This is a genomic window from Acidisoma sp. S159 (genome assembly GCF_009766125.1).
Lineage (GTDB): Bacteria > Pseudomonadota > Alphaproteobacteria > Acetobacterales > Acetobacteraceae > Acidisoma.
In genome coordinates this window covers 5,738-27,822 of the sequence record NZ_LMUG01000077.1, presented here as the reverse complement: position 1 = coordinate 27,822, position 22,085 = coordinate 5,738, and the positions used below count along the sequence as shown (strand labels likewise).

The window sequence follows — 22,085 nt, the reverse complement described above, 5'->3', positions numbered from 1 at the left end:
CCCATGGCCTTCATGTCGCTCCGGACCAGACAATGTGGCTCACGGACGACTGGAATCACTGCGTGAGGCAATGTTCGTTGGATGGCCGCCTTCTGCGCACGATCGGCGTACCTGGCGTCGCAGCTCCCTACCCGACAGCACGTGCGATGTAATCAGGTCGCGCCAATATCCGGACACGCTCAGCAGGCGGTTCGATCAGAGATCTTTGCACAAGCGAAGAGCGTCGAAAATAGCAGCATGTACATTTCGGCTCGCGACGGCATCGCCGATGCGGTAGAGTTCGAAAGCACCGGCAATGCCCTTAAGCGGCTGAGGCTTGCCTGTCAGCAGCGCGTCATAGTCAGTAACGCCGTCATTCACAGACTGCGATCTGAGGTCGATAAACAGATCATCGAGCGGGATTGTACCGTGCTCCACCACCAGGTGATCCACCACCCGTTCGATAGCGGGACCGCCATACTCATTGGTGAAGGTAACTTTCAGGCGATTTTCACGGCGCTGTACAGACTGAATCCGATGGTCGGGCGTGATCGTCACAGCTTTGCGGTAGAAATGTTCCAGGAAAATCGGGTAGTTCTGTGAGCCCATCTCCATCGCGGCCATGCGGTCGGGCGTGACTAGTTCTACTCTCGCGTCGTCCCTGTCGCTGAGCGCATCCGCGCACGACGCACCGGGCGCCTGGCCGCTATCGTCGTAGATGAGCACCGTTCCTTTGAGAGTCGGGTCACAGAGCGCGTCCCAAACGCTGATACAGAGGTCGCTGCCCGGGATCAAGTCGATGTCTGGAAGCCCGCCTGTCGCTATGATCACGACATCAGGGTTTTCCGCGCGCACGTCATCAGCATCCGCCAGCGTGTTCCACCGGACAGTGACATTCAACCTTTCCAGTTGCAGAGAAAGCCATCCAGTGACGCTCGCAAGATCCTTGCGCCAGCTGGCCATTGCCGCTATGTTAAGCTGGCCACCTAGACGATCGCTCGCTTCAAATAGGACGACTGCATGACCGCGCTCCGCGCAAACGCGCGCCGCTTCCATGCCGCCCGGTCCACCACCGACCACAACTATCTTCCGTGTAGGCCCCCTGGTTGTCGTAACGATATGCGGCATCGTCGCCTCCCGTCCGGTGGCGGCATTGTGCATGCACAGCATGTCTTGTCCGAGATAGATCCGGTCGAGGCAGTAATTTGCGCCGACGCAAGGCCGTATCTGGTCCTCCTGCCCGGCCTCAAGCTTCCTGACGATGTATGGATCAGCAATATGGGCCCTCACCATGGCTGCCAGATCGAGGATCCCTGACTCCACAGCGTAGCGAGCCGTTGAGAGGTCAGCTATGCGACAGGCATGAATGGTGGGGATGTTGATCGCCGCCCGGAAGGCGCGAATTGCTTCGAGCCAAGGAGCGAGTGGCGCCCACATGCCAGGTATATGCTGTGCCACCGCATAATCGGTATCGATGTGGCCGAAGTTAACCGTCATGTAGTCGATTAGGCCTTCGGCAACGACTTTTTCCGCAGCCCAAAGTCCCTCATCTTTCGTCAGGCCCCCCTCGAAATTCTCCGAGATCCCTTGCCGCAGACCGACGATAAAGTCGGAGCTCACGGCAGCGCGCACCGCCTCCAGCAGTTCCAGGGTGAAGCGCAGCCGGTTGTTCAGCGAGCCTCCATATTTGTCGGTCCGCTTGTTGGTGGCAGGCGAGAGAAATTGCTCTGGCAGATGGCCATGGTTCAGGATTTCGCAGCCGTCTAAGCCACCTTCCTTGCAGCGTAATGCGGCTGCCGCGTAGTCCTTGACAACTCGCTTTATGTCGTGATGGTCCATCTCCTTGGGAAAACCGCGATGCGCCGCTTCACGCAATCGCGTAGGCGCTACGACCGGTAGCCAGTCGGCCACGTTCCAGGTTGTGCGGCGGCCGAGATGCGATATTTGGCACACAAGGCGGCAATCATACTTGTGAATACGCTCCGAGAATTCTCGAAAATACGGGATAACGTCGTCATTGCTAACGTCGATTTGGCCGAAGACCGCAGGTGAATCGGCGGATACAAAGGACGATCCGCCAAACATTGTCATGCCAATGCCGCCTTTAGCCTTCTCTTCGTGATAGAGTTGATAGCGCAGTTTCGGCTTGCCGTCTTCCGCATAGGCCGGCGCGTGCGGGGTGCTGACGATGCGATTCTTGATGCGGAGCGTCTTCAGCTGGAAAGGCTGCAGAATTGGATCCCGACCGGTCATTTTCAAAACCCCGAAGCTTTATTTACAAACCACGCCCGGTCAGTGCCCGATGCGAGTGCCTTCGTTTGGAGAGACGTTTGTAGGCTTCTCAGAAAGAGTTAGCTATTTAGCCGTTCCACTATTCACAGGGTGAATGCGTCGCACAAAGGCGTTTGGGACATGACTTCCGCGCCGTTAGGACCGATAATGACCTGTTGTTCAAGCTTCACACCGTCCGGGCCGCCGACCTCACCTATGAAGCTCTCCACAGAAACGACCATATTTTGGGCAAACGTACCGTCAAAGCCCCAGTCATTCCAATCCACGGTGTACGGCACTGAAGGATACTCATCTACAAAACCGCAGCCATGCGCCATCATGACGTACCGGTTAGCGATGAACTCATCAGGAACCGGCCAAGACTTTTCCGCGAACTCCCGGAAACCTAGGCCTGGTTGGAGAAGCGATACATTATGGAGTACCTGCTCGGTTGCGAGATCGTACAACCTCCTCTGCCGATCTGTGGCTTTGGCGCCAGGGCAGAGCCAGCTGCGCGAAATATCAGCTAAGTATCCAAACGGGCCTACCATATCAGTGTCAAAGCCAACCATGTCACCAGCCTGGATCTTGCGGTTACTCGACTCCTGAAACCAAGGGTTCGTCCGCGGGCCGGATGCGAAAAGGCGGCATTCTATCCACTCCCCGTCGTGAGCTATGTTCGTGTCGTGAAGCAAGCCCCAAATCTGGTTTTCGCTCACACCGGGCTCAAGCGCGGCCCGCATCCGGCCTGCGGCAAGATCACACACATTCATGGCGACCCGCATGCACGCAAGTTCTTCCGTCGATTTTATCATCCTCGCCTGCTCGGCAGCTTCCTGAACGTCAAATAGCTGAACGCCAAGGTATTGCAGGTGGGCGGCGCCCAGCGGGTCGCAGCGATCAACCGCAAGCCGGCGGTTTTTACCGCCGAACTGGCGCAACAGGCTGTCAATCTCTCCAGCCCAGTGATGCGCCTTTTCTTCCGTCCGGGGACCAGAAAGAAAGTAAAGCCACGGCGTGCAAGGGCGCACTTCGTCCACAATTGGTGAGTTGGCTGTAACATGCTTCGATGACTCAAATTCGAACAGGATAGTTGGACCATCTGTCGCAACAAAGGCGTATCGTCCAGGTGCATGCATGGACCAGATAGCCTGATTCCTGGTGCCCGTTGCATAGCGGATATTAATTGGGTCCGAGAGAATCGAAGCCGCGAAGTCCCGCCTTCGTAACTCTGCTCGCAGCCGGTCGAGGCGATAACGGGAAAGACGTTTTTGATCGATCCGCGAGATGCTGGCGATGATATTTTTGTCGACTGGAGCAACCGGACGGGCCTCACTGCTCTCTGCAGGCATAGCCATCCCGAGAATGCGGCTCCCTTGGTTTGGCGTCCCCCGTGACATGTAAGGTCCTATCATCTAACATCTGTTAAGCAGCAAATTGTCTGGCGTGGCCTCTTCATCCTAGTTAAAGGTATCGCTGCTCCGCTCCTATCTGGGCAATGGTCACTGGTGAACAATCCAAATGAGAAGCCGAAATCCTGAACTTCAGGCCTTTGTCCATGCAGCTGAGGGCGCCTATGACCGATTTCTAAGCGAACCCAATGGCCTTAAAGCTAGTCGAAAGATCTTCGCTAGGTTGGAGAGTCCACAGGCAGTTGGGGTGGCTGATCCGCGGCGTTTACCCGCTTGCGCAAATCTTAGCGCTGCTCTTGGCATCGGGACAACCGATAAGGCACTTGTTGAGCTCCTGAAATGCTTTGCAATAATAGAACCGATGTTGCATTGGCGCCATCGCGAGAGTTACGACGCGACGGCGAGCCCGAACTTTTTTGACGGACATGGAAATGTGATGATCCTCGGTCCCGGAGGGCTCGAGGAACGGGCTGATGTGCAAATCGGCTTTTCGCTTCTGGCTCCGCATGTGCGCTACCCGGACCACAGACACCCTCCCGAGGAGGTTTACCTCGTTCTTTCCGACGGCGAGTTTCAGCATGCGGCAAGCGACTGGTTTTCACCGGGTATCGGCGGCACGATCTATAACAGCCCGGGAATTCGGCACGCCATGCGCTCAGGTCCCACCCCGCTTTTTGCGATGTGGATACTTCTGGCGCAGTCATAGCGGCCCGATGTCCAGCCACAATTGCGTAGAACACGGACGACTATGGTGGCGCACATTAGTTCCAGGAGAGAGCGCTCAGTATCCGTGGGCGCGCATGCGATCGATGTACCAGCCTGCAAATTTATCAAGGTATTGTTCCGCGAAGCGCGAGTAAGGCCCAGGTTCGTAGGCGTTGTCCTGCACGCCGGCGTGAGAACGCGCGATTAACTCGGCGTCTTGATCGGTGGTGGCAATCCACACACTCGTGAGCTTCTCCAGATCGTAATCAGCTCCTTCTACCGCATCCTTGTGTACAAGCCATTTAGTGCGCACCAGCGTCTTGTGAGCGGAAAGTGGCACTACAGTAGCAACAACAGCATGATCCCCCATGAAATGGTTCCAGCTATTGTGACCCCATAAGTGAGTGTCGCCGAGGTCGGTGCGGGTCATCCTTCCGAGCAGTCTTGTCGACGCCGCAGTGGCATCGAGAGTCTGAGATTCTCCCCTCCCGGCAATGATCAGGCGCTGTGTCCTAAAGTTTGTCGCACAGTCAACCAGCTGTTCGACCGGAGAGGATTGATAGCCTGCTGCTTCCCATCGCGCCGTCTGCGAAGAGTAGAGTGCCTCATGCTGCACAGCCGCCGCCCGGTCCTCGACGCTCAAGCTCTCTGGATCATAGCCAAAATCCAGGTCAACGAACGACACGCACAGTTCCGGATGGCTTCCCGAGCAATGGTAGCATTCCCGGTTATTCTCCATCGTGAGCTTCCAGTTGCCGTTTTCTATCACGTCTGTTTGGTAGGCAACCTTTGCGTTGCGGATGTCGTAGGGCTCCAGCCTCGCTTCCATCACATCTTCGAGCTTCGAAATATCCTTTGGCGGGTTGTTGGACAGGCAGACGTAGATCAGTCCGCCGATCGATTTGGACGTCACGGGCTTCAGACCCCTGCAAGTCTTATCCAAATCCAAGCCCATATGAGGGGCATAGGCGAGCTCGCCGTTCAACTCGTACGTCCATTGATGATACGGGCAGACCAGCTTGGAGACCACCGTAGTTCCCGGGCCTATCAGCCGGGATCCACGGTGACGGCATACATTGTGGAAAACGCGGATGTCGCCGTCGTCGTCGCGCAGCAGGATGACGCTTGAGCTTCCTATATTGACGCCCATCGCATCGCCGGGCTCCGGCACGTCGCATTCCACGCCAATGCAAATCCAGTGGTTCCGGAAGAAGATGTCCATATCGGCCTCGAACACATCATCGCGCGTGTAGAGACCCGCCGGAAGGGCGTGACCTGAAGTCCGCTGCGAAAGCAGCGTCGAGATTGAGGGAATCGGACGGCTCTGCACGGGATTCTCCACTCCGCGGGAAAGACAGAGTTTATACAGCATGAGATCCATTTGCCTTGTGCCTGCCAGACCAATATCCTCCTGCAAAATTCTCATGCGGCGGTTTACGGGAAGGCTGCCTCTTAGGCGGCTTGGCTCTGGAGGGATTCTCATGGTTCGTCGCTATTACGACCTGCCGTCTCTAACCACGCTCGCCGTCTTCGAGGCGTCGGCACGCCATAGGTCGTTCAAATTGGCGGCGGACGAACTAAACGTTACTCCAGGCGCGGTTAGCCGCCAGATCAAAGCAATTGAGGAGGAGCTTGGTGTGCCGCTGTTCAACCGGCTCGGAACGGGGGTTTCACTGACCGGAGCCGGCGAGGACCTTTATGCCGTGCTGTCGAGCACATTCTCCCGGACATCTGAAGCGGTGCGAATGATCAAGCGGGGTGATCGCACTCGCAATGTCACGCTCGCCTGCACGGACGCTTTTGCGGCCATGTGGCTCATTCCCCGCATGCTTGACTTCTGGAAGCGATTCCCTGAGCTCACAGTTGACCATCTTATTTCGGATAATACACGCGACTATCGCCGGGTAGAGGTGGAACTGCGAGTACGCTACGGATTTGGTGCCTGGGCAGGCGAGACGACGGAGTTTCTCTTCGATGATACAATCTATCCAGTGTGCGGTCCCGCCTTCGGCGCTCAGCACTCAGCCTCCCTGGCTAAGGATCTGCCTGAGCTCCCGTTGCTGCATGTGGATTGGGCCGACTCCGACTGGCCGGACTGGGACGAGATCCTGGGCAGGGCGCAGATCCCTCATGGTCCAAATAAGGGGCGCCGCTTCAGCAAGTTCACGACCGCAATTGAAGCCGCCCAGGCAGAGCAGGGCGTGGCAGTTGGGTGGCATCGGCTTGTGCGGCGACCGCTCGCAGAGGGCAAGCTGGTGCGTCTGACTAATCTTGAGATCATGGCACCGGGAGGCTATTATATGACTTGGAATGACGGCCGGGCCTTGTCGCCGGCAGCGGAAGTCCTTCGTAGTTGGATACGTGAGGCTGCCTCCCGGGAGCGAAGAGGCGGCGACGCACCTGCCAACGTCCCTCATCCATCGTCTCCTGACGCCTTACAGTAAACGCCGGAACCAACCTAAGCATGACAAGTGCCGCAGGGAAGCAAGAGCTGTCCAGAGAGATTAAATCACGTGCCACTTGCGTTTTTTGCGCCATGGCGGGTCCGGCATCCGGTCGAAAAACCTTGCGACCCCCAAGAATTTCCGATGAATAGAGCCTTCCCGGATGGCGGCAGGTAACAAGTGTACCCCGTCAGTCATGCTGAAACAACAGACGCATCTGAAGGGGCTGGCATGTCGAAGACACCATCTATCGGCGAAGGAACCATCTCCCGCCGGACGCTCTTGAAAGCCGGCGGTGCTGCAGCCCTCGTAACGGGTCTGCCTGCAATCGCGCGGGCTGATACAAGTACAATGGTTTATGGCTATGTAGACTGGTCTGATGCACTCGCGATCACTTACGTAGGAACGAAACTAATCCAAGATAATTTTGGTATCAAAGTCCAAACGCTGCAAGCGCAGCCGGCAGTCGTCTACGCCGCCATGCAGACCGGCAAAGTAGATGTATTTTCGAACTCCTACATGCAGGGGCTAGGTCCACTCAAAGGCGTATACGAAGGTGGCCAAGCCGACTACGTCAAGCGGGTAGCCTCCTCAATAGATATTGTCGGAGTCTCAGAGGGTCCGATGACACAGGGTCTCGCTGTGCCAGACTATGTTACTGTCGATAGTATCGAGCAACTCAACGACAACGCGGCCAAGTTCCCGGACGGTATAATTGGGATCGATCCCGGCTCGGGATTGATGCAGTCCGCCGACAAGACCGTGAAAGCCTATGGGTTGAAACTCAACCTGGTGGAGGGCAGTGAGGCTGCAATGGAAGCAGCGTTCGAGCGTGCTTACGCCCGGAAGCAATGGGTCGTGGTGACCACCTGGCAACCGTTGCCTATGTGGACAAGATATAAAATGCGTTATCTGGAGGACCCGAAGCAGTCGATGATGGCCGAGCCGTACTATTGCTTTCACGCCGTTCGTAAGGATCTTAAGACGAACCTTCCCAAAGCCTATGATTTTTTTGCCAAGTTCCACCTCCCTAACGACGAGGAAGCAAAGATCATGGGCTGGATCGACAAAGGGATGTCGCCGGAGGACGCTGCCGCCAAGTGGATCGACGGAGCCAAAGGAAAAGGCATCATTGAGCCCTGGCTCACATAAGCAACATGGAAGCGATTGAGCCTGCTATCAGAATTCAGGATCTCTATAAGATCTATGGGCTTAGGCCGCAGCAGGCGGTTGATCGTTTGCGGGCCAATCCGGAGGCCGAGCTAGACCCCGGCCATTTCGTGGCCCTCAGTAACATCAACCTCACGATCAATCCCGGACAGATTTGCGTCGTCATGGGTTTGTCCGGCAGCGGCAAATCTACGCTGCTGCGCTGTATCAACCGTCTGATTGATCCTACATTTGGCAAGATCTCGGTTTGCGGGCGAGAGGTGACGAACGCCAGGCGCAAAGAGTTGCGAAACATCCGGTCCTCAAGTATCGGCATGGTCTTCCAGCATTTTGCGCTGCTGCCGCACATGTCTGTTGTAGAAAATGTTGCTCTCGGCCTCCGGATAGCCGGCACCACACGCAAGAAACGGCGCGAGCGCGCAGGTAAAGCCTTGGAACTGGTAGGGCTCAACGGTTGGGGGGACAGAAAGCCGGCGAGCCTCAGCGGCGGCATGCGGCAACGTGTGGGACTTGCGCGGGCACTTGTTATGGATACCCCCGTTCTGCTGATGGACGAGCCGTTTAGCGCGCTTGACCCACTCATCCGCGACGAAATGCAGCAGGAGTTGATCCGGCTACAGGCAACACTGCGCAAAACCATTGTGTTTGTTACGCATGATCCCAACGAGGCCGTGATACTCGGAGACAAAATCGCTATTTTGCTCAAAGGCCGTTTAATTCAGCAAGGCCGTCCCATGGATATGGTGTTGGCCCCTGCCAACGACTACGTCCGCGAATTCGTCCGGGGTATCGATATCTTCAGAGTTCTTCGTGCGGAGCAGGTTACCGATCCGACTCGCCCTGCCGCCGTACTGAGCGGCAGCAAAGTCTTGCCGTTCGCACTGGCCCGGCCCTTCGTTGGCCCGTTACCGGTGACAGATGCGAGCGGCAAGATGCTTGGACTAGCCGATCGTCCTGGAGAGCTGACGCCGACGCTGTCGCAGGATTACCTACGACTCGCTCCCGATGCACCAATTGCGCCTCATCTGGACACTTTGGCGCAGCAGCGGTCGGTTGTGGTGGCGAGGGAAGACGGCACCTTCGTGGGGATGATAACGCCGAATTCCATGCTCCGGGCACTTTCCGCCCACTATGCCCACGAAGCTTCCAAAGATCCGCCCGCGCCACCGCCGCCTCAACTTGCGATCGACAGCGTGGCGGCGAATGGAGGACAATGATGGATTTCTCCGATTTCTCTATGCAGATAGCCACAGCCATCGACAACTTCACAAATTATTTGTCTTTCAACTATGCTGGCCTGTTCAATGCGATCTCCGCTGTAATATTAGGCGTCGAGAAACCTTTGGCGGCCGTTCTGACTGGGCTTCCGGCATGGCTGATCATCCTGGTGGTCGCAGCGATCGGCGTTTCGATGAGACACTATTCGCTGGCGGTCTTCGGTGCTCTTGGGCTCGTCTTCATACTCGTCCTTAATTTGTGGACACCCGCGATGCTTACATTATCGCTGGTTCTGACGTCGGCGCTATTTTCCCTCTCAATTGGCATTCCCCTCGGTATGCTGGTCGCGGAATCATCCAGGATGAATACCCTGTTTGATCCGGTTCTCGACTTTATGCAGACGATGCCGCCATTTGTGTTGCTCGTGCCGGCTGTCTTTTTCTTTGGTGTGGGCACCGTACCCGGCGTTGTCGCGACGATCTTCTTTGGCATGCCATTGCCAATCCGGCTGACGGCGCACGGCCTCAGGATGGTAGATCCCGAAGCGGTCGAAGCTGGAGAGGCGTTTGGCGCGGGACGATTGACTATTCTTTTCTTGATCAAGCTTCCTCTCGCGTTCAAATCCATCACGGCAGGCGTAAATCAGTGCATTATGATGTCGCTTTCGATGGTGATCATAGCTTCAATGATTGGTGCCGGTGGCCTTGGTGATGAGATCATTCGCGCGATTTCTCGCCTGCAGGTAGGCAGGGGAGTGGAAACGGGATTGAGTGTCGTTGTGCTCGCAATCCTTATCGACCGCTTCACCAGGCGCTTCAGCCAAAGGCTCGACCCCACTGCTTGAAGTGGAGGTTGCCAGTGAGACCATCCCTAACGCCGATCCGTGAACCGGGCGGAGGATTGTGATCTGCAGCCGAAGGTGCAGAGCGGTCGACTGTATACCCATCCCAAAGGACCCTGTCCCCAGTTCCGCGGCTCCTATGCCTGCCCGAACCATCTAGACTCAACCCGTCACAAGGAGAGAGACGAATGAAATCAAAAATGTTTTCTGGGACCATCCCTGCTCTGATGACGCCCTGCACGGCAAACCGTACGCCCGATTTCGGGGCGCTGGTCAGAAGAGCCAAGCATCTCATTAGCTTGGGAATGTCCGGGGTAGTATATTGCGGTTCGATGGGTGATTGGCCGTTGCTAACGGATGCACAGCGGATGGAAGGCGTCGAGCAGCTGGTGCAGGCGGGGATTCCCCTGATCGTGGGCACTGGCGCAGTTAATACCACGACTGCCGTAGCGCACGCCGCCCATGCACAGAAGGTTGGCGCAAGAGGCCTGATGGTCATTCCCCGGGTCCTATCGCGTGGATCCGTCATCGCGGCGCAGAAGGCACACTTCAAGGCCATCCTGACAGCCGCACCTGACCTGCCTGCGGTCATCTACAACAGCCCATACTATGGTTTCGCGACCCGTGCCGATCTATTTTTCGCTCTGCGCGCCGAGCATCCAAACCTGGTTGGGTTCAAAGAATTCGGCGGACACGACGATCTTTCCTACGCCGCCGAAAACATCACCAATGCGGATAGCGACGTGACACTGATGATCGGCGTCGACACTGCTGTCTATCATGGGTTCGTCAATTGCGGCGCCGCCGGGGCTATCACGGGAATCGGCAACGTGCTTCCGCGCGAGATTTTGCATCTGGTTGCGCTTTGCCAGGCCGCGGCGGCAGGTGATGCGAAGGCTCGTTTCCAGGCAAAAGAGCTGGATGACGCCCTTCATGTGCTGTCGGTGGTCGACGCAGGCCCGGATCTCGTTCTGTTCTTCAAACACATGATGGTGTTGAAGGGTGCCCCGGAATATTCCCTCAACTTCAATGCGGCCGACGAACTTTCGGTTAGCCAGAAGCGCTTCATTGAAACTCAGCTCAAGTTGTTTGAGGTTTGGTACGCCGATTGGTCGAAGCAGTTCGGGAGCCAGAGACAGGCCGCCTGACCGCGCGTCGCCGACGCCCTGGTAAACCCGTCTGCGCGCCGGCTCGCTGCCGCGAGCCGGAAACCGGTGCGGATCATATGGGGCGTTGGGGACGCATTCGGTCATGAGTGGTAAGACGGTAATCATCATTGGTGCGGGGGTGATAGGGCTTTCAGCGGCCATCGCCGCTCTCACACGCGGTTTCTCGGTTACTGTGATCGACCGAGAGGGCCCTGCCGCAGGCGCCTCCGCCGGTAACGCGGGCGCCTTTGCCTTCACCGACATCTTTCCGCTCGCCTCGCCCGGAATAGTGCGAAAGGCTCCGCGGTGGCTGCTTGATCCCCTTGGACCCCTCACACTTCCGCCCGCATACGCGGTGCAAATGATGCCCTGGCTATACAAATTCTGGCGCGCGAGCACGCCGACGCGGGTGGCAGCTTCGACCGCCGCCCAAACTGCCATGATGGAACTTTCGAAGGCCGAACTTGAGGACTTTTTGTCCGTGACCGGTACGCTGCCGATGCTTCGCCACGACGGTAACCTGGAGGTCTACGAAGGAGAGCGCGAGTTTCGCGCGGCGCAGCCAAACTGGGAGACGCGCGCACGGCACGCCATCGACTTCCGCCACCTAACCGCGGACGAGATGACCAAGCTGCAGCCCGGGCTCGCCCGTCGCTTCACGCGGGGAACCTTCACGCCAGGTTGGTATTCGATTGCCGATCCGAAGTTATACGTGCTTGCGCTCGCGGGCCATTTCCGGGCGCGCGGCGGCAAGACCGAGATCGCGGAAGTGAGCGGCCTTCGGCTGGAAGAATCGGACGTCAAGGTGATGGCTGGACGAACCTTTTCAGCGAACCAAGTCGTGGTCGCAGCAGGTGCATTCTCGCATCGCATTGCGCGGAGTATCGGTGAGGTGATCCCGCTGGAGCCCGAGCGCGGCTACAACACAACCTTACCGTCCTGTGCGTTCGACCTGCGCTGCCAGGTGACCTTCGGAGGCCACGGCTTCGTGGTTTCCCGCCTTTCAACCGGCATTCGTGTGGGTGGTGCGGTGGAACTGGGAGGATTGTCGTTGTCGCCAAATTTCAAGCGTGCCGAGGCGATGCTGAGCAAGGCGGCGCTTTTCCTGCCAGGCTTGAAGACCGGGAATGGCGTCCAGTGGATGGGCCTTCGCCCCTCGCTTCCCGACAGCCTGCCGGCCCTGGGCTACGCCAAAGCAACCAGCCGCGTCATCTACGCCTTTGGTCACGGCCATCTGGGCTTGACCCAGTCGGCGGGCACGGCACGGGTGGTGGCCGACTTACTTACCGGTCACCGTCCGCCAATTGATCTCAACCCCTTCTCTCCGCAACGGTTTTGAAATGACGGTTCATACCTTTTCCTGCTTCGACGGCCACACTTGCGGCAATCCGGTACGCTTAGTTGCCAGCGGCGGTCCGCGCCTCGAAGGCGAGACCATGCTCGAGAAGCGAGCGCATTTCCTGCGAGCTTTCGACTGGGTCCGCACTGGCCTGATGTTCGAGCCGCGCGGGCATGACATGATGTCCGGATCGATCCTGTATCCACCTACGCGGCCGGATTGTGATGTCGCCGTGCTGTTTATTGAGACCTCGGGCTGTCTTCCGATGTGCGGCCACGGCACGATCGGAACGATCACCATGGGCATCGAGAATGGCTTGATCACGCCACGAGAGCCCGGTGCGCTCTCTGTGGATGCCCCTGCGGGTAAGATCGACATCCGGTACCGACAGGAGGGCCGCTTCGTTGAGGAGGTGACCCTGACGAACGTGCCGAGCTTCCTCCATGCCGAAGGTCTTGCGGCGCATGTTGATGGGCTGGGTGAGGTCGTTGTCGACGTAGCCTATGGCGGCAATTTCTATGCGATCGTCGAGCCGCAGAGAAATTTTCGGGACATGGCCGATTTCACGGCAGGAGAACTCATCGGCTTCTCGTCGGTGCTCCGGAAGGCGCTGAATACAAGATACGAATTCGTCCACCCGGCTTATCCCGGGATCAATGGGTTGTCGCATATCCAGTGGACCGGCAAGCCCACGGTCTCGGGTGCCCACGCGCGGAACGCGGTCTTCTACGGCGACAAGGCAATCGACCGGTCGCCATGCGGTACTGGAACCTCGGCCCGGATGGCGCAGCTTGAGGCCAAAGGCAAACTCAAGGTAGGAGACCCCTTCTGGCATGAATCGATCATCGGCTCGGTCTTCAAAGGTCGCGTCGAAGCGGCAACAACGGTCGCAGACCGACCCGCGATTATCCCGACGATCACCGGGTGGGCAAGGATGACCGGATACAACACGATCTTCATCGATGATCGTGATCCCTTTGCTCACGGGTTCGTCGTCACCTGATGCCGAAGCGGCGAGTGGGGATATCTAGCAGCTTACCAAAGTCGGTCTTCGTTGACTCTACGCTTGTCGACCAACGTGGACGACCCTAGTCGAGTTGCCGGACGTCAAGGGCGAGCGGGCACCCGTCTCGGTCTCCGATGGACTTGAAGAAACGATACCCCATGATCTCGTGATCGTAACGCTCCTAGCTCACCAAACCAACGCGGTTTTGCCGAACCTGCAGCGAAGTGCGGCGACCTGCATCCAGTTCATGGGCAAGAGATTCGATCCGGAGAGGCTGCAGGCGGCCGTCGGCGCTGAGCGATGCGCCTTTGGCATGCCGTTCGTGGAAGCGATCCTGAACTCAGAGGGAAGACCAATATCACAATCGGTGCCGGCCGCCAGAAAACAATCATGGACCAGCAGCGCTGGGTGAATATCTTCAACTCGGCTGGACCGCCCGCTGCGGTCGAACCGAACATGCTGCTCGGCTTCGCTCTCACGTACCGTTGTGTGTGGCCTTCGAAAGCGTATCGGTTGTCGGCATGAAGCGCGGGGCGGAGCGCCCTGGGGAGAGGCGCTAATCCTGGCGAGAGGAGTTCACGCGAGCTTCAAACTCATCGCTGCTGAAGGGAGATCCACCTGTGCAATACGGTGGCGGGACATGGAAAGCCGACCACGATCGACTGTGCGAAACTATCCGCCGGCGGAAGTCTGAGCGTACCTACTGCTTCAGGGTGATTGCTGACGGGAACTGATTTCGCTGTTCGACGAAGATGGTCTCCTTCAGAGGCTGTTCCAGTATAGCAGCACTTTGACGGGTATTCACGGTGAGGCGGAAGTCCGAGCTGAATGCCCGTGACATGAAGACAGCCGGAAACGACTAGTGTCACGCGATAGCGCTGGCAGCCAGAGAAACTTCAGCCCGCAAACTTGCAGACGCCGCCATCGCCCGCATCGAAAGCGTGACCGAAGCTAAATGCCGTTTGCATGGGCGGCCTCGATCGGGCGTGAGATGTAGCACGCGCGGCCGGTGGCGCTTTGGTGACGGGGAGCGGCGACAGACCGCAGTTCTTCGCGTCCCTTTCGAAGGCGTCGGATCTCCGGATATAGATGCGGGAGACGCACCCAGTGAGCCGCAGTCCAGGGTCACCCTCCCGCGTCCCAATCCGCCTGCGAAAGCGCTCCTCGCTGAACGAGGTAGTTCTTTATCAGAGGCCCCCATACCTCGGTGCCCCCTTTTCCAAAGAAGAGATGGTGGCCGTCCTGTCCGTAGGGGCCAGGGCGGTGGAAGTCCACCAGGCCACCCGAAGCCGTGAAGGCCTGAAGGAGGGAATTGGCGACAGGCGGGCCGAAGAAGCTGTCGTTCTCTGCGTAGATCCACAGCATCGGCGTTGTCGCTGTCCGACCGAACTGTCCGGCGGCCTGGGCCAGCAAATCTGGCCGGCAGTTATTGTTGGCAATGTCCCGATGATGACCGCCCCGCCCTCCAGCCATTACAACGAAGGCGGCGACCCGAGAGTGGGGGACGCTATCATAGGCAATCGTTCCCCATCCGCCGGCCGACTGCCCGACCACGGTGACACCGTCGGGAATAACGAAGGGAAGCGCGGTGGCGTAGGTGACGACGGCGCCGATATCGCGAGCGGTCTCGAGTCCCGCACGAACATAATCTGGATCCTCGCAGGAACCGTAGCCCTCAGCCCATACGCCGCCGGTCGCGCCATAGCCTCGACGAAGGGCCTCCACGACGACAAAACCACGGTCGACAAACCAGCGCACAGCTCTTTGGCTGCACTCCTCCAACTGCATCGTAGGACGCTCATCCGCATGCGGCGGCGAGCCGTGATTGATGACCACCAGATGAGCTGGGGCTGCGTCATCTGGGCGACAAATACGAGCTTCCATCTTCGTGGTCGCACCCGAATCGTCGGTGACGGGGATCCACCTGATAAGATCGCGGCCGCCATCGGTATCAGCGGCAGTTTCCGCAGTCGGTGTGGTCGAAGGCCCGGTATTGGCAGCGCAGCCATACAAGATCAGGCAAAGCGTCAATAGTGTCGGCCAGTAAGCACGTTTCATGACAGACCTGCACGTTTTATTCCGCCGGCTGCCAGAGACCAACTATGTCTCCAGCCGGCCAGGCCACTAGATTGACGTCCTTGTCAACGCAATCACCCTCATCGTTGTTTGTAACGGCGTCATTTCAGTTTTCGTTGGCTTCCCGGTGTTCTGCGCCGATCCCGAGCTGCCTCAGATACCTCTGCGATGACCGTCGGAAATAGCTGCTGGAGTCGGCAAGCTCGACAGCAAGAGAGAGACGCGCAGTAGAGAGCCGAGGTGAGCTCCCTCGCCCCTGTTCTGATCAACACTACGCTCTATCTGGGACGGCACCGAGGCTTCTAAAGGGCGGGGCGCGCCGGCTCGGCGACCCAATTCCCGGTCATCACTGTAGTCCAATCGCGGCAACCCGCCCTCCCCGCCCGTCTAGGCAAGGTAAAACAATCTTACCCTCCAGATATCGGCTCCTAATCCCACGATCCTACACCTGGCTGCACTACCGGAACGGGTGAGCCCCGTTCGCAATCTCCACCCGAAGCTCTGAGTCGGAACTGGGCAACGAGTTCATCTTCCCAAAGCGCCAGCGGATCGTCGGCAGTTAGAACGATGCCTCACCCGGCCGCCCTCTACTCCTTCGCTGCAACGGCGAGGGTCGATCGATAGAAGGAGGGCATCGGCGGCAGAGTGTGTCTGCGACTGCGCAGACGGCGTCCAATCCCGAATGAGAGGAAGCCGATCTTTTTGATAGGCGAACCCTAGCGATATACCGGCGTCTAGTCAGGCGGCTGCTGGTGGTCGATCCGTTATCAGGCGGCCGCCGCTGAAGCCGCGACTCGTTTGCCGAGGCTCGAGGGGCGCCGGCAAGCTGCAGCTCTCGGAACGGCACGTCCTGCGCCAAAGTCAGAGCGCCTCCGCGCCCCAGCTCGAGCCCCGCCAGAAAGGTACTCGCCACCGCTGCCCGTGCGCGAAGCGGGCGGTCGGTAGCCGCCTCGGCAACGAGCGGCAAGAAGGCGGCGAGGTCGCCGCCCGCCGGGTACTCGGCGAGCAGCGTCTGGATCCGCGCCAAGGCATCCACCACGCGCCAGAGGTCCGGAATAGCCGGCCGATACAGCGGCGCCTCCTCCGGTCGCCCGTAAGCGTCATCTGATTGGCGCCTTGCGTGCTCGGGAGGGAATTGGCGACCCTTGCGGTCATGGAAGAGATATTGGTTGCCGAGGATGGAACCGAGCGGTCGAACGACCGTCGTTTGAGTGCTCTTACGGAAGAGATTGAGCTGCGTGTGCGGCGAGAGCGGCATCGACGTTGGCGCCCAGAAGAGAAACTGAGGATTGTGCAGGAGACGCTACGCCCCGGCGAAGTGATTGCGGCAGTGGCACGCCGCCATGGAGTTGGGACTGGCCTGCTTTACACTTGGCGGAAGGAGATGTTGTCGACGGCGATGGCGGGCTTTGCTCCCGTGCAGGTTCAAAGAGGTATACCTCCCGAGGCGGCGGCGGCGCCGCCGATCCCGGGGGCCTCGGTGCGGCTGAAGCCTTCTTCCGGACGGATCGAGATTGAATTCCCGAACGGCATCCGGGTGCGCGTAGATGGCGCTGCCGATGAGTCTGTGCTGCGCGGAGTTCTATCAACGTTGGGCGGCGGATGATGCTGCCCGCAGGAGAGGTCCGCATCTACTTGGCTTGCGGTATCACGGACATGCGGAAAGGATTCCATTCCTTGGCCGCGCAGGTGCAGACGGTGCTGCAGCATGATCCCTACAGTGGCGCGATTTTTCTCTTCAGAGGTCGCAGAGGTGATTTGATCAAGTGCCTATTTTGGGATCGCCAGGGCATGTGCATGTATGTGAAAAAGCTGGACCGTGGCCGCTTCGTATGGCCTCAAGCTAAGGACGGCGTTGTTTCTTTGACGATGGCGCAGTTCTCCATGCTTCTGGAATCGATCGATTGGCGCAATACGGCATGGACGATCCGGCCAGAAGTCGTGGTCTGAGCACAGACGTTTCAAAAACTCTGAGAGAGTCTTTGTACATCGATGCCGGAACTGATAAGCTCGGCTCATGTCCGATGTCGAGGCACTTCAGGAAGAAATCGCGGCACTGCGGAGCCAACTGGCGGAACGCGATGCCAGGCTGGCGGAACTCGCGGCCTCTGAAGCCCGGCTGAAGGTGGCGCTGCTCGAGATCGAGCAGATAAAAATGCAATTGGCGGTGCTACGGCGGCAACGTTACGGGCATTCCTCGGAGAAGCTCGACGGCGAAATCGTGCAGTTGGAACTGCGCCTGGAGGATCTCGAGGAGAATGTCGGGGAGCAACACGCTGCCAATCCCCGCCTCGACGGAGCCAATGACAAGCAATCCAACCCACGTCGGAAACCCACTGGTCGCAAGCCGCTGCCGCCGCACCTGCCACGGGAAGTGGTGGTGCATGAGCCGCAGATCGTCTGTCATTGCGGCGACTATGACCCGGGCCGCCTGACCAAGATCGGCGAGACGACAACCGAGGTGTTGGAAAAGATCCCGGCCCGGCTGAAGGTCATCCGTCATGTCCGGCCCAAATATGCGTGTCGCCGCTGCGAGATGGTGTTCCAGTCGCCGGCGCCTGAATTGCCCATCGAGAAAGGGAGACCTGGCCCTGGTCTGCTGGCTCACATCGCCGTCTCGAAATATTGCGACGGCCTCCCCCTCTATCGTCAGGCAGGCATCCTGGCGCGCGAGGGCATCGACATCTCGCGCGCCGTGATGGCCGAATGGATTGGACACGTCGCTTGGTGGCTGGCCCCCTTGGCCGAGAGGATCGGCCAATACGTCATGGCTCAGTCGGTGCTCTGGACCGACGACACACCAATCCGCACGCTGGCGCCAGGTAAGGGCAGAACGAACCTGTCCCGGTTCTGGTGCTATGCCGTGGATCCGCGTCCCTATGGCGGGGCAGGCCATCGGGCCGTGCTTTATCGCTACAGCGCCGACCGCAAGGGTGTGCGCCCTCAGGGGCACCTCGAGGGCTTCAGCGGTTATCTGCATGCTGACGCGTTCGCCGGTTACCAGGCATTGTACCGGCCGAACGGCCGGAACGCGCCCCGGATCCAGCATGTGGCCTGCTTTGCTCATGCCCGACGAAAACTGTTCGACGTCTTCGAGGCCACCAAATCGCCGATCGCCGGAGAAGCCTTGCAGCGCATCCAAGAGCTTTATGCCATTGAGGAAGAGATCAGCGGCAAATCAGCGACCCCACGCCGGGCCGCGCGGCAGGCCCAGGCAAAGCCTCTCCTCGACGCCTTCCACACCTGGGCTGTCGCGCAACGACGGCGCCTCTCGAGCAAGATGCCGCTTGGGAAAGCATTCCAATATTCGCTGAGCCGATGGGACGCTCTGACGCGCTACATTGAAGATGGCCGCCTCAGTATCGATAACAATTTATCGGAGAGGCTTCTCAGAGGAATCGCTGTCACAAGAAAGAATTTTCTATTCCTGGGTTCCGATCGTGGCGGGACCCGCGCCGCGGTAACTTACACCATTATTGAGTCAGCAAAATTGAACGGTCTTGATCCCGAGGCCTATCTCGCCAGCGTTCTGGATCTCCTCGCGCGGGGCCATCCGATCAGCCGCCTTGATGAGCTTCTGCCCTGGAACTTCCAACCGCAGATCGCAGCCGCCGCCTGAGCGGAATAGCCGTCAATTGGTGGGCGCACTTCTACGCCCCAGACTTGACAAACAACTCCTCGAACAATCGCCTGCTCGCCGCCAGGCCCTCATCCGTCAGCAAGACCGACTTTGCCTTGCCGACAGGGTCATAAATCATCCCCTTGCGGTACAAACGGTCAAGGGCATCCCAATCATGACCCTTCCACGCTCTGACCTTGTCGTGCAACGTCAGGCAAAGCAGTGCCAGCACCGCATCGTCGATCTTGTCTGTGTCAATCTCCATCACTGCAGCCTCAAACCGACCCTGCCAGTGCGATCGTCACCTTCGGCACAACGCTATGTCAACCGCGTCGATCGGAAGACGCTTACGTGGAGACGGCCTTGGCGGGATTGAACGTGCCGATCGCCGGCATCATCGTCTCGGCGGGTTCGGCGGTATTTTGCGATGAGATTCAAGGCAGCGTGGTCCCGTTGCCCTGCCTGGGCGAGGTCTTTCGTCCCGCAGTGCAGTGCCGCCACGATCCGCGGCATCTGGACATCGCCTGGCAGCGGCTCATCCGCGTGACGGCCGATGCGGAGTCACGTCGTGAGGAGCACCTGGATTTGGTGCGGGAGCGGCGGAGCTTTGGCTCTGAGCGCCAATGATCTCGTTTTGAACAAGGCGGCTACGCGCGGCGAAAACTGGACGAGCATACTGTCCCGCATAGTTTGGCGTTGACGTGCCAAAACTGCTTCGTGCAACCGGCAGCCCCTCGCTCTTGGGGGCGCTGACGGAAGGGGGGTCGTGGAGCGGCCGCGCACGCTCGCCCTTGGAGACTGCCTCGTGGCGCCGGCGTTCGGCGCCATCACGCGGTTGGGCACCGCAACGTGCGAGACTCGTTTGCTTGGCAGGTAGAGGCGGGAGCCGAAGCTCCCGCCGTAGTGTTAGCCTCCAAAGGCGCCCATCTGGGCGGTTGCGCTGGCGCGGCTGGTGGTCGGGGCCTGGCTCGGGGCCTCGTAGGGCTTCCACTCATTGCCGGTAAGGTGAGCGTAGGCGGAGACCGCGCCCTCGGCGGCGGCCAGGAGAGCATGCGCCTGGAGACCCATTTCGCCGGCGAAGATGCGAGCGCGCTCAGCCCGGCTTTCAAAGCCGCTCACGCCATCGTGGTCTTCGTCGCGGTCCTCATTAGCGACCTTCATGGTGAGGTCGCGGGCCTGGGTGACCTTGCCGGTGTAGAACTGGCCGGCCCCGAAGGCGGAGCTGACATAAGCGCCGACGATCCGTTGCAGGTGCATCTCGAGGGCTTTTTCGGAGAGGGGAAGTTCCTTGGAGGCGAGGGCCAGGTGCTCTTCGGTTGCTTCGCGGATGCCGGCGGTGTCGACGGGCTCGAGGCCGAAGGTGCGGGAGAGGTTTTCGGCGAGGGCACTGTGGGGGCACAGGCTGGCGGCAAGTTCGAGGGTAACGGGCTGGCGGGTCTGGGTGGTGCGGGCGGCGGTCTGGGTGCGGGTCTTGCTGGCCATGATTTCGATCTCTCTTGCGCCGGAAAGGTTCGCCGGCCCAGTGCCGGCTCTCCCCCTCGGGTGTGGTCGACCAGAACCGGGTAGGAGGGAGCGGAAGCCTCTGAGGACGGCAGTGGTGCGGGAGCGCAGCGACCCGGTGCCGTCCGAACCGCAGGCGCTTTGCCGCTTGGCAAAGCGGGGGTTGGAGTGAGTGACGCCTGGTTCAGACCACAACAGCCCGAGGGGTGAGACCGGACAGGGCAGACCAGGAGGACTGTGGGTGCATGCGATCGAGATTCCCCATGGTCAGCAAGACCCGCACCAGACCGCCGCCCGTGCTTGCACCGTCCCTTGAGAACCGCCCCCGGCATTGAGTGCCAGCCTGTGCCCCATGCCTCCCTATTCTCCGAGCCCCCTTGGCCGTCTCTCGCCACCAGGGTCTGACTGTCATCGAGGACCGGCACCTGGTTTTTGCCAAAGCAACGTGGCTGCCGAAGGCGCGGGTTTGCATGGGAGGTTCTTCGGAACGACCTTCAGCGCACGGGGGATTGAGCAGTAATTCAACCTCACTGACCGCCATTCCAAACTGATCGGCATAGAGGCTGCGACGCCGCGACTCTTAGCGCGACCGTGTCGAAAGTTGGCTAAGGAGTGCTGTCACAAGATTGACGTAGCGGAGCGGGCTGCCCGACCGGCTGCCGAAAATGCTGATCCTGCCTCTGCCTCTGCTTCGCTGGGTGAGGAGGCTGGAGAGGATCTGCACAGGCCAGACCCTACCGACACTGCGTGGAACAGGCGGCTTTCGGGAGCAGAGGGTGAGCGTCCTGCACCGAAGAGGGTATCGGCCGCGGTCTTAGACGGATGAGTTGCGCGACGTGGACGGGCCGACACATCCTGGATGTCGCCGGAACAGGCCGGGGCCGGGGCTCACGGCCGCGTCCTGAAGCCGCGATCTTAGGACGCAACAAGCGCCGACGCTGGCGAGGCTCCCAATCCGATTGACCGTCGCGCGGTTCACTTGCATCCGCCACATTGAGATGAAGGGTTGACGACCCGCACGTGGAGCGCGGGTCGTTGGCGAGCGCAGCCCTAGAATGGAACTTCGTCGTCCAAATCACGGCCTGTGTGCGGCAGGTCTCCATCGCCCATGCTTTCATCCGCCGTGGCGGTCTGGCGATGGCCACCATTCGTGCTCGAAAGCATCGTCATCTCGCCTTTGAAGCGAGCGAGCACGATCTCGGTGGAGTAGCGCTCAATGCCGGATTGGTCGACCCATTTCCGCGTCTGAAGCTGGCCCTCGACGTAGACCTTCGCACCCCTTTTCAGGAAGCGTTCAGCGACCTCCGCGATCTGGCTGTTGAACACGACGACGCGATGCCACTCGATGCGCTCCTTA

20 protein-coding genes are annotated in these 22,085 nt (G+C 59.3%); 13 read left to right on the top strand and 7 right to left on the bottom strand.

The window, feature by feature from the left end; genetic code table 11:
- Positions 1-195: 195 nt before the first annotated feature.
- Together GSQ92_RS25940 and GSQ92_RS25935 are read right to left on the bottom strand one after the other, a co-directional pair.
- The gene (locus tag GSQ92_RS25940) at positions 196-2,232 is read right to left on the bottom strand and encodes an NADH:flavin oxidoreductase (RefSeq protein ID WP_159014498.1); all 2,037 of its coding nucleotides are present in this window, start codon (positions 2,230-2,232) and stop codon (positions 196-198) included.
- 122 nt (positions 2,233-2,354) lie between these two features.
- Positions 2,355-3,602 (bottom strand): Xaa-Pro peptidase family protein, encoded by a 1,248-nt coding sequence (locus GSQ92_RS25935; RefSeq protein ID WP_216856965.1) that lies wholly within the window; start codon positions 3,600-3,602, stop codon positions 2,355-2,357.
- A gap of 169 nt (positions 3,603-3,771) precedes the next feature.
- Between GSQ92_RS25935 and GSQ92_RS25930 the strand changes: the two genes are divergently transcribed.
- Complete coding sequence (locus GSQ92_RS25930; protein WP_159014494.1) at positions 3,772-4,368, top strand: dimethylsulfonioproprionate lyase family protein; 597 nt, start codon at positions 3,772-3,774, stop codon at positions 4,366-4,368.
- A 75-nt stretch (positions 4,369-4,443) separates the two neighbouring features.
- On the opposite strand, the gene GSQ92_RS25925 is transcribed toward GSQ92_RS25930, so the two are convergent.
- Positions 4,444-5,748 (bottom strand): SRPBCC family protein, encoded by a 1,305-nt coding sequence (locus GSQ92_RS25925; protein ID WP_254066701.1) that lies wholly within the window; start codon positions 5,746-5,748, stop codon positions 4,444-4,446.
- A gap of 100 nt (positions 5,749-5,848) precedes the next feature.
- Between GSQ92_RS25925 and GSQ92_RS25920 the strand changes: the two genes are divergently transcribed.
- From GSQ92_RS25920 to GSQ92_RS25885, 8 genes are all read left to right on the top strand, one after another.
- Positions 5,849-6,811: a LysR substrate-binding domain-containing protein gene (locus tag GSQ92_RS25920; protein WP_159014492.1), complete on the top strand. Its 963-nt coding sequence runs from the start codon at positions 5,849-5,851 to the stop codon at positions 6,809-6,811.
- A gap of 231 nt (positions 6,812-7,042) precedes the next feature.
- Positions 7,043-7,963 carry a glycine betaine ABC transporter substrate-binding protein gene (locus GSQ92_RS25915; protein WP_159014491.1) on the top strand — a complete coding sequence of 307 codons (921 nt, stop codon included), beginning with the start codon at positions 7,043-7,045 and terminating at the stop codon, positions 7,961-7,963.
- A gap of 5 nt (positions 7,964-7,968) precedes the next feature.
- Positions 7,969-9,198: a glycine betaine/L-proline ABC transporter ATP-binding protein gene (locus tag GSQ92_RS25910; protein WP_159014490.1), complete on the top strand. Its 1,230-nt coding sequence runs from the start codon at positions 7,969-7,971 to the stop codon at positions 9,196-9,198.
- Positions 9,198-10,043: a proline/glycine betaine ABC transporter permease gene (locus tag GSQ92_RS25905; protein WP_159014489.1), complete on the top strand. Its 846-nt coding sequence runs from the start codon at positions 9,198-9,200 to the stop codon at positions 10,041-10,043. The genes GSQ92_RS25910 and GSQ92_RS25905 overlap by 1 nt, the downstream gene beginning before the upstream one ends.
- 185 nt (positions 10,044-10,228) lie before the next feature.
- Entirely contained in the window at positions 10,229-11,188 is a 960-nt protein-coding gene (locus GSQ92_RS25900) for a dihydrodipicolinate synthase family protein (protein ID WP_159014488.1), read from the top strand.
- 103 nt (positions 11,189-11,291) lie between these two features.
- The gene (locus GSQ92_RS25895) at positions 11,292-12,527 is read left to right on the top strand and encodes an FAD-binding oxidoreductase (protein WP_159014487.1); all 1,236 of its coding nucleotides are present in this window, start codon (positions 11,292-11,294) and stop codon (positions 12,525-12,527) included.
- A gap of 1 nt (position 12,528) precedes the next feature.
- Positions 12,529-13,530 carry a 4-hydroxyproline epimerase gene (locus tag GSQ92_RS25890; RefSeq protein ID WP_159014486.1) on the top strand — a complete coding sequence of 334 codons (1,002 nt, stop codon included), beginning with the start codon at positions 12,529-12,531 and terminating at the stop codon, positions 13,528-13,530.
- A gap of 94 nt (positions 13,531-13,624) precedes the next feature.
- The gene (locus tag GSQ92_RS25885) at positions 13,625-13,945 is read left to right on the top strand and encodes a hypothetical protein (RefSeq protein ID WP_159014484.1); all 321 of its coding nucleotides are present in this window, start codon (positions 13,625-13,627) and stop codon (positions 13,943-13,945) included.
- Between the two features lie 713 nt (positions 13,946-14,658).
- Here the strand turns inward: GSQ92_RS25885 and GSQ92_RS25880 are convergent.
- Positions 14,659-15,591 (bottom strand): dienelactone hydrolase family protein, encoded by a 933-nt coding sequence (locus GSQ92_RS25880; RefSeq protein ID WP_216856964.1) that lies wholly within the window; start codon positions 15,589-15,591, stop codon positions 14,659-14,661.
- A 1,153-nt stretch (positions 15,592-16,744) separates the two neighbouring features.
- Here GSQ92_RS25880 and tnpA point away from each other — a divergent pair.
- From tnpA to tnpC, 3 genes are all read left to right on the top strand, one after another.
- Complete coding sequence (gene tnpA / locus GSQ92_RS31930; RefSeq protein ID WP_159014482.1) at positions 16,745-17,215, top strand: IS66-like element accessory protein TnpA; 471 nt, start codon at positions 16,745-16,747, stop codon at positions 17,213-17,215.
- Positions 17,212-17,559 (top strand): IS66 family insertion sequence element accessory protein TnpB, encoded by a 348-nt coding sequence (gene tnpB / locus GSQ92_RS25870; RefSeq protein ID WP_216856963.1) that lies wholly within the window; start codon positions 17,212-17,214, stop codon positions 17,557-17,559. The genes tnpA and tnpB overlap by 4 nt, the downstream gene beginning before the upstream one ends.
- A 67-nt stretch (positions 17,560-17,626) precedes the next feature.
- On the top strand, positions 17,627-19,228 hold the full coding sequence (gene tnpC / locus GSQ92_RS25865; protein ID WP_159014480.1) for an IS66 family transposase: 1,602 nt from the start codon (positions 17,627-17,629) through the stop codon (positions 19,226-19,228).
- A gap of 31 nt (positions 19,229-19,259) precedes the next feature.
- Here tnpC and GSQ92_RS25860 read toward each other — a convergent pair whose 3' ends face one another.
- Complete coding sequence (locus GSQ92_RS25860) at positions 19,260-19,493, bottom strand: DUF6429 family protein (RefSeq protein WP_159014478.1); 234 nt, start codon at positions 19,491-19,493, stop codon at positions 19,260-19,262.
- A 98-nt stretch (positions 19,494-19,591) separates the two neighbouring features.
- On the opposite strand from GSQ92_RS25860, the gene GSQ92_RS25855 reads away from it, so the two are divergent.
- Positions 19,592-19,855, top strand: coding sequence for a hypothetical protein (locus GSQ92_RS25855; protein WP_159014476.1), 264 nt, complete (start codon positions 19,592-19,594; stop codon positions 19,853-19,855).
- A gap of 279 nt (positions 19,856-20,134) precedes the next feature.
- Here the strand turns inward: GSQ92_RS25855 and GSQ92_RS25850 are convergent, their stop codons facing one another.
- The gene (locus GSQ92_RS25850) at positions 20,135-20,710 is read right to left on the bottom strand and encodes a hypothetical protein (RefSeq protein WP_159014474.1); all 576 of its coding nucleotides are present in this window, start codon (positions 20,708-20,710) and stop codon (positions 20,135-20,137) included.
- Between the two features lie 1,068 nt (positions 20,711-21,778).
- Positions 21,779-22,085: single-stranded DNA-binding protein (gene ssb, locus GSQ92_RS25845; protein WP_159014516.1), on the bottom strand; the 307-nt coding region annotated here is incomplete at its 5' end.

Coding starts and splice junctions, on each gene's coding strand:
- tnpB (WP_216856963.1), top strand. CDS start 17,212: ATGATGCTGCCCGCAGGAGAGGTCCGCATCTACTTGGCTTGCGGTATC.
- GSQ92_RS25900 (WP_159014488.1), top strand. CDS start 10,229: ATGAAATCAAAAATGTTTTCTGGGACCATCCCTGCTCTGATGACGCCC.
- GSQ92_RS25915 (WP_159014491.1), top strand. CDS start 7,043: ATGTCGAAGACACCATCTATCGGCGAAGGAACCATCTCCCGCCGGACG.
- tnpC (WP_159014480.1), top strand. CDS start 17,627: ATGTCCGATGTCGAGGCACTTCAGGAAGAAATCGCGGCACTGCGGAGC.
- GSQ92_RS25935 (WP_216856965.1), bottom strand. CDS start 3,602: ATGCCTGCAGAGAGCAGTGAGGCCCGTCCGGTTGCTCCAGTCGACAAA.
- GSQ92_RS25895 (WP_159014487.1), top strand. CDS start 11,292: ATGAGTGGTAAGACGGTAATCATCATTGGTGCGGGGGTGATAGGGCTT.
- GSQ92_RS25890 (WP_159014486.1), top strand. CDS start 12,529: ATGACGGTTCATACCTTTTCCTGCTTCGACGGCCACACTTGCGGCAAT.
- GSQ92_RS25930 (WP_159014494.1), top strand. CDS start 3,772: ATGAGAAGCCGAAATCCTGAACTTCAGGCCTTTGTCCATGCAGCTGAG.
- GSQ92_RS25860 (WP_159014478.1), bottom strand. CDS start 19,493: ATGGAGATTGACACAGACAAGATCGACGATGCGGTGCTGGCACTGCTT.
- GSQ92_RS25850 (WP_159014474.1), bottom strand. CDS start 20,710: ATGGCCAGCAAGACCCGCACCCAGACCGCCGCCCGCACCACCCAGACC.
- GSQ92_RS25925 (WP_254066701.1), bottom strand. CDS start 5,748: ATGGATCTCATGCTGTATAAACTCTGTCTTTCCCGCGGAGTGGAGAAT.
- GSQ92_RS25905 (WP_159014489.1), top strand. CDS start 9,198: ATGGATTTCTCCGATTTCTCTATGCAGATAGCCACAGCCATCGACAAC.
- GSQ92_RS25940 (WP_159014498.1), bottom strand. CDS start 2,232: ATGACCGGTCGGGATCCAATTCTGCAGCCTTTCCAGCTGAAGACGCTC.
- GSQ92_RS25910 (WP_159014490.1), top strand. CDS start 7,969: ATGGAAGCGATTGAGCCTGCTATCAGAATTCAGGATCTCTATAAGATC.
- GSQ92_RS25880 (WP_216856964.1), bottom strand. CDS start 15,591: ATGAAACGTGCTTACTGGCCGACACTATTGACGCTTTGCCTGATCTTG.
- GSQ92_RS25920 (WP_159014492.1), top strand. CDS start 5,849: ATGGTTCGTCGCTATTACGACCTGCCGTCTCTAACCACGCTCGCCGTC.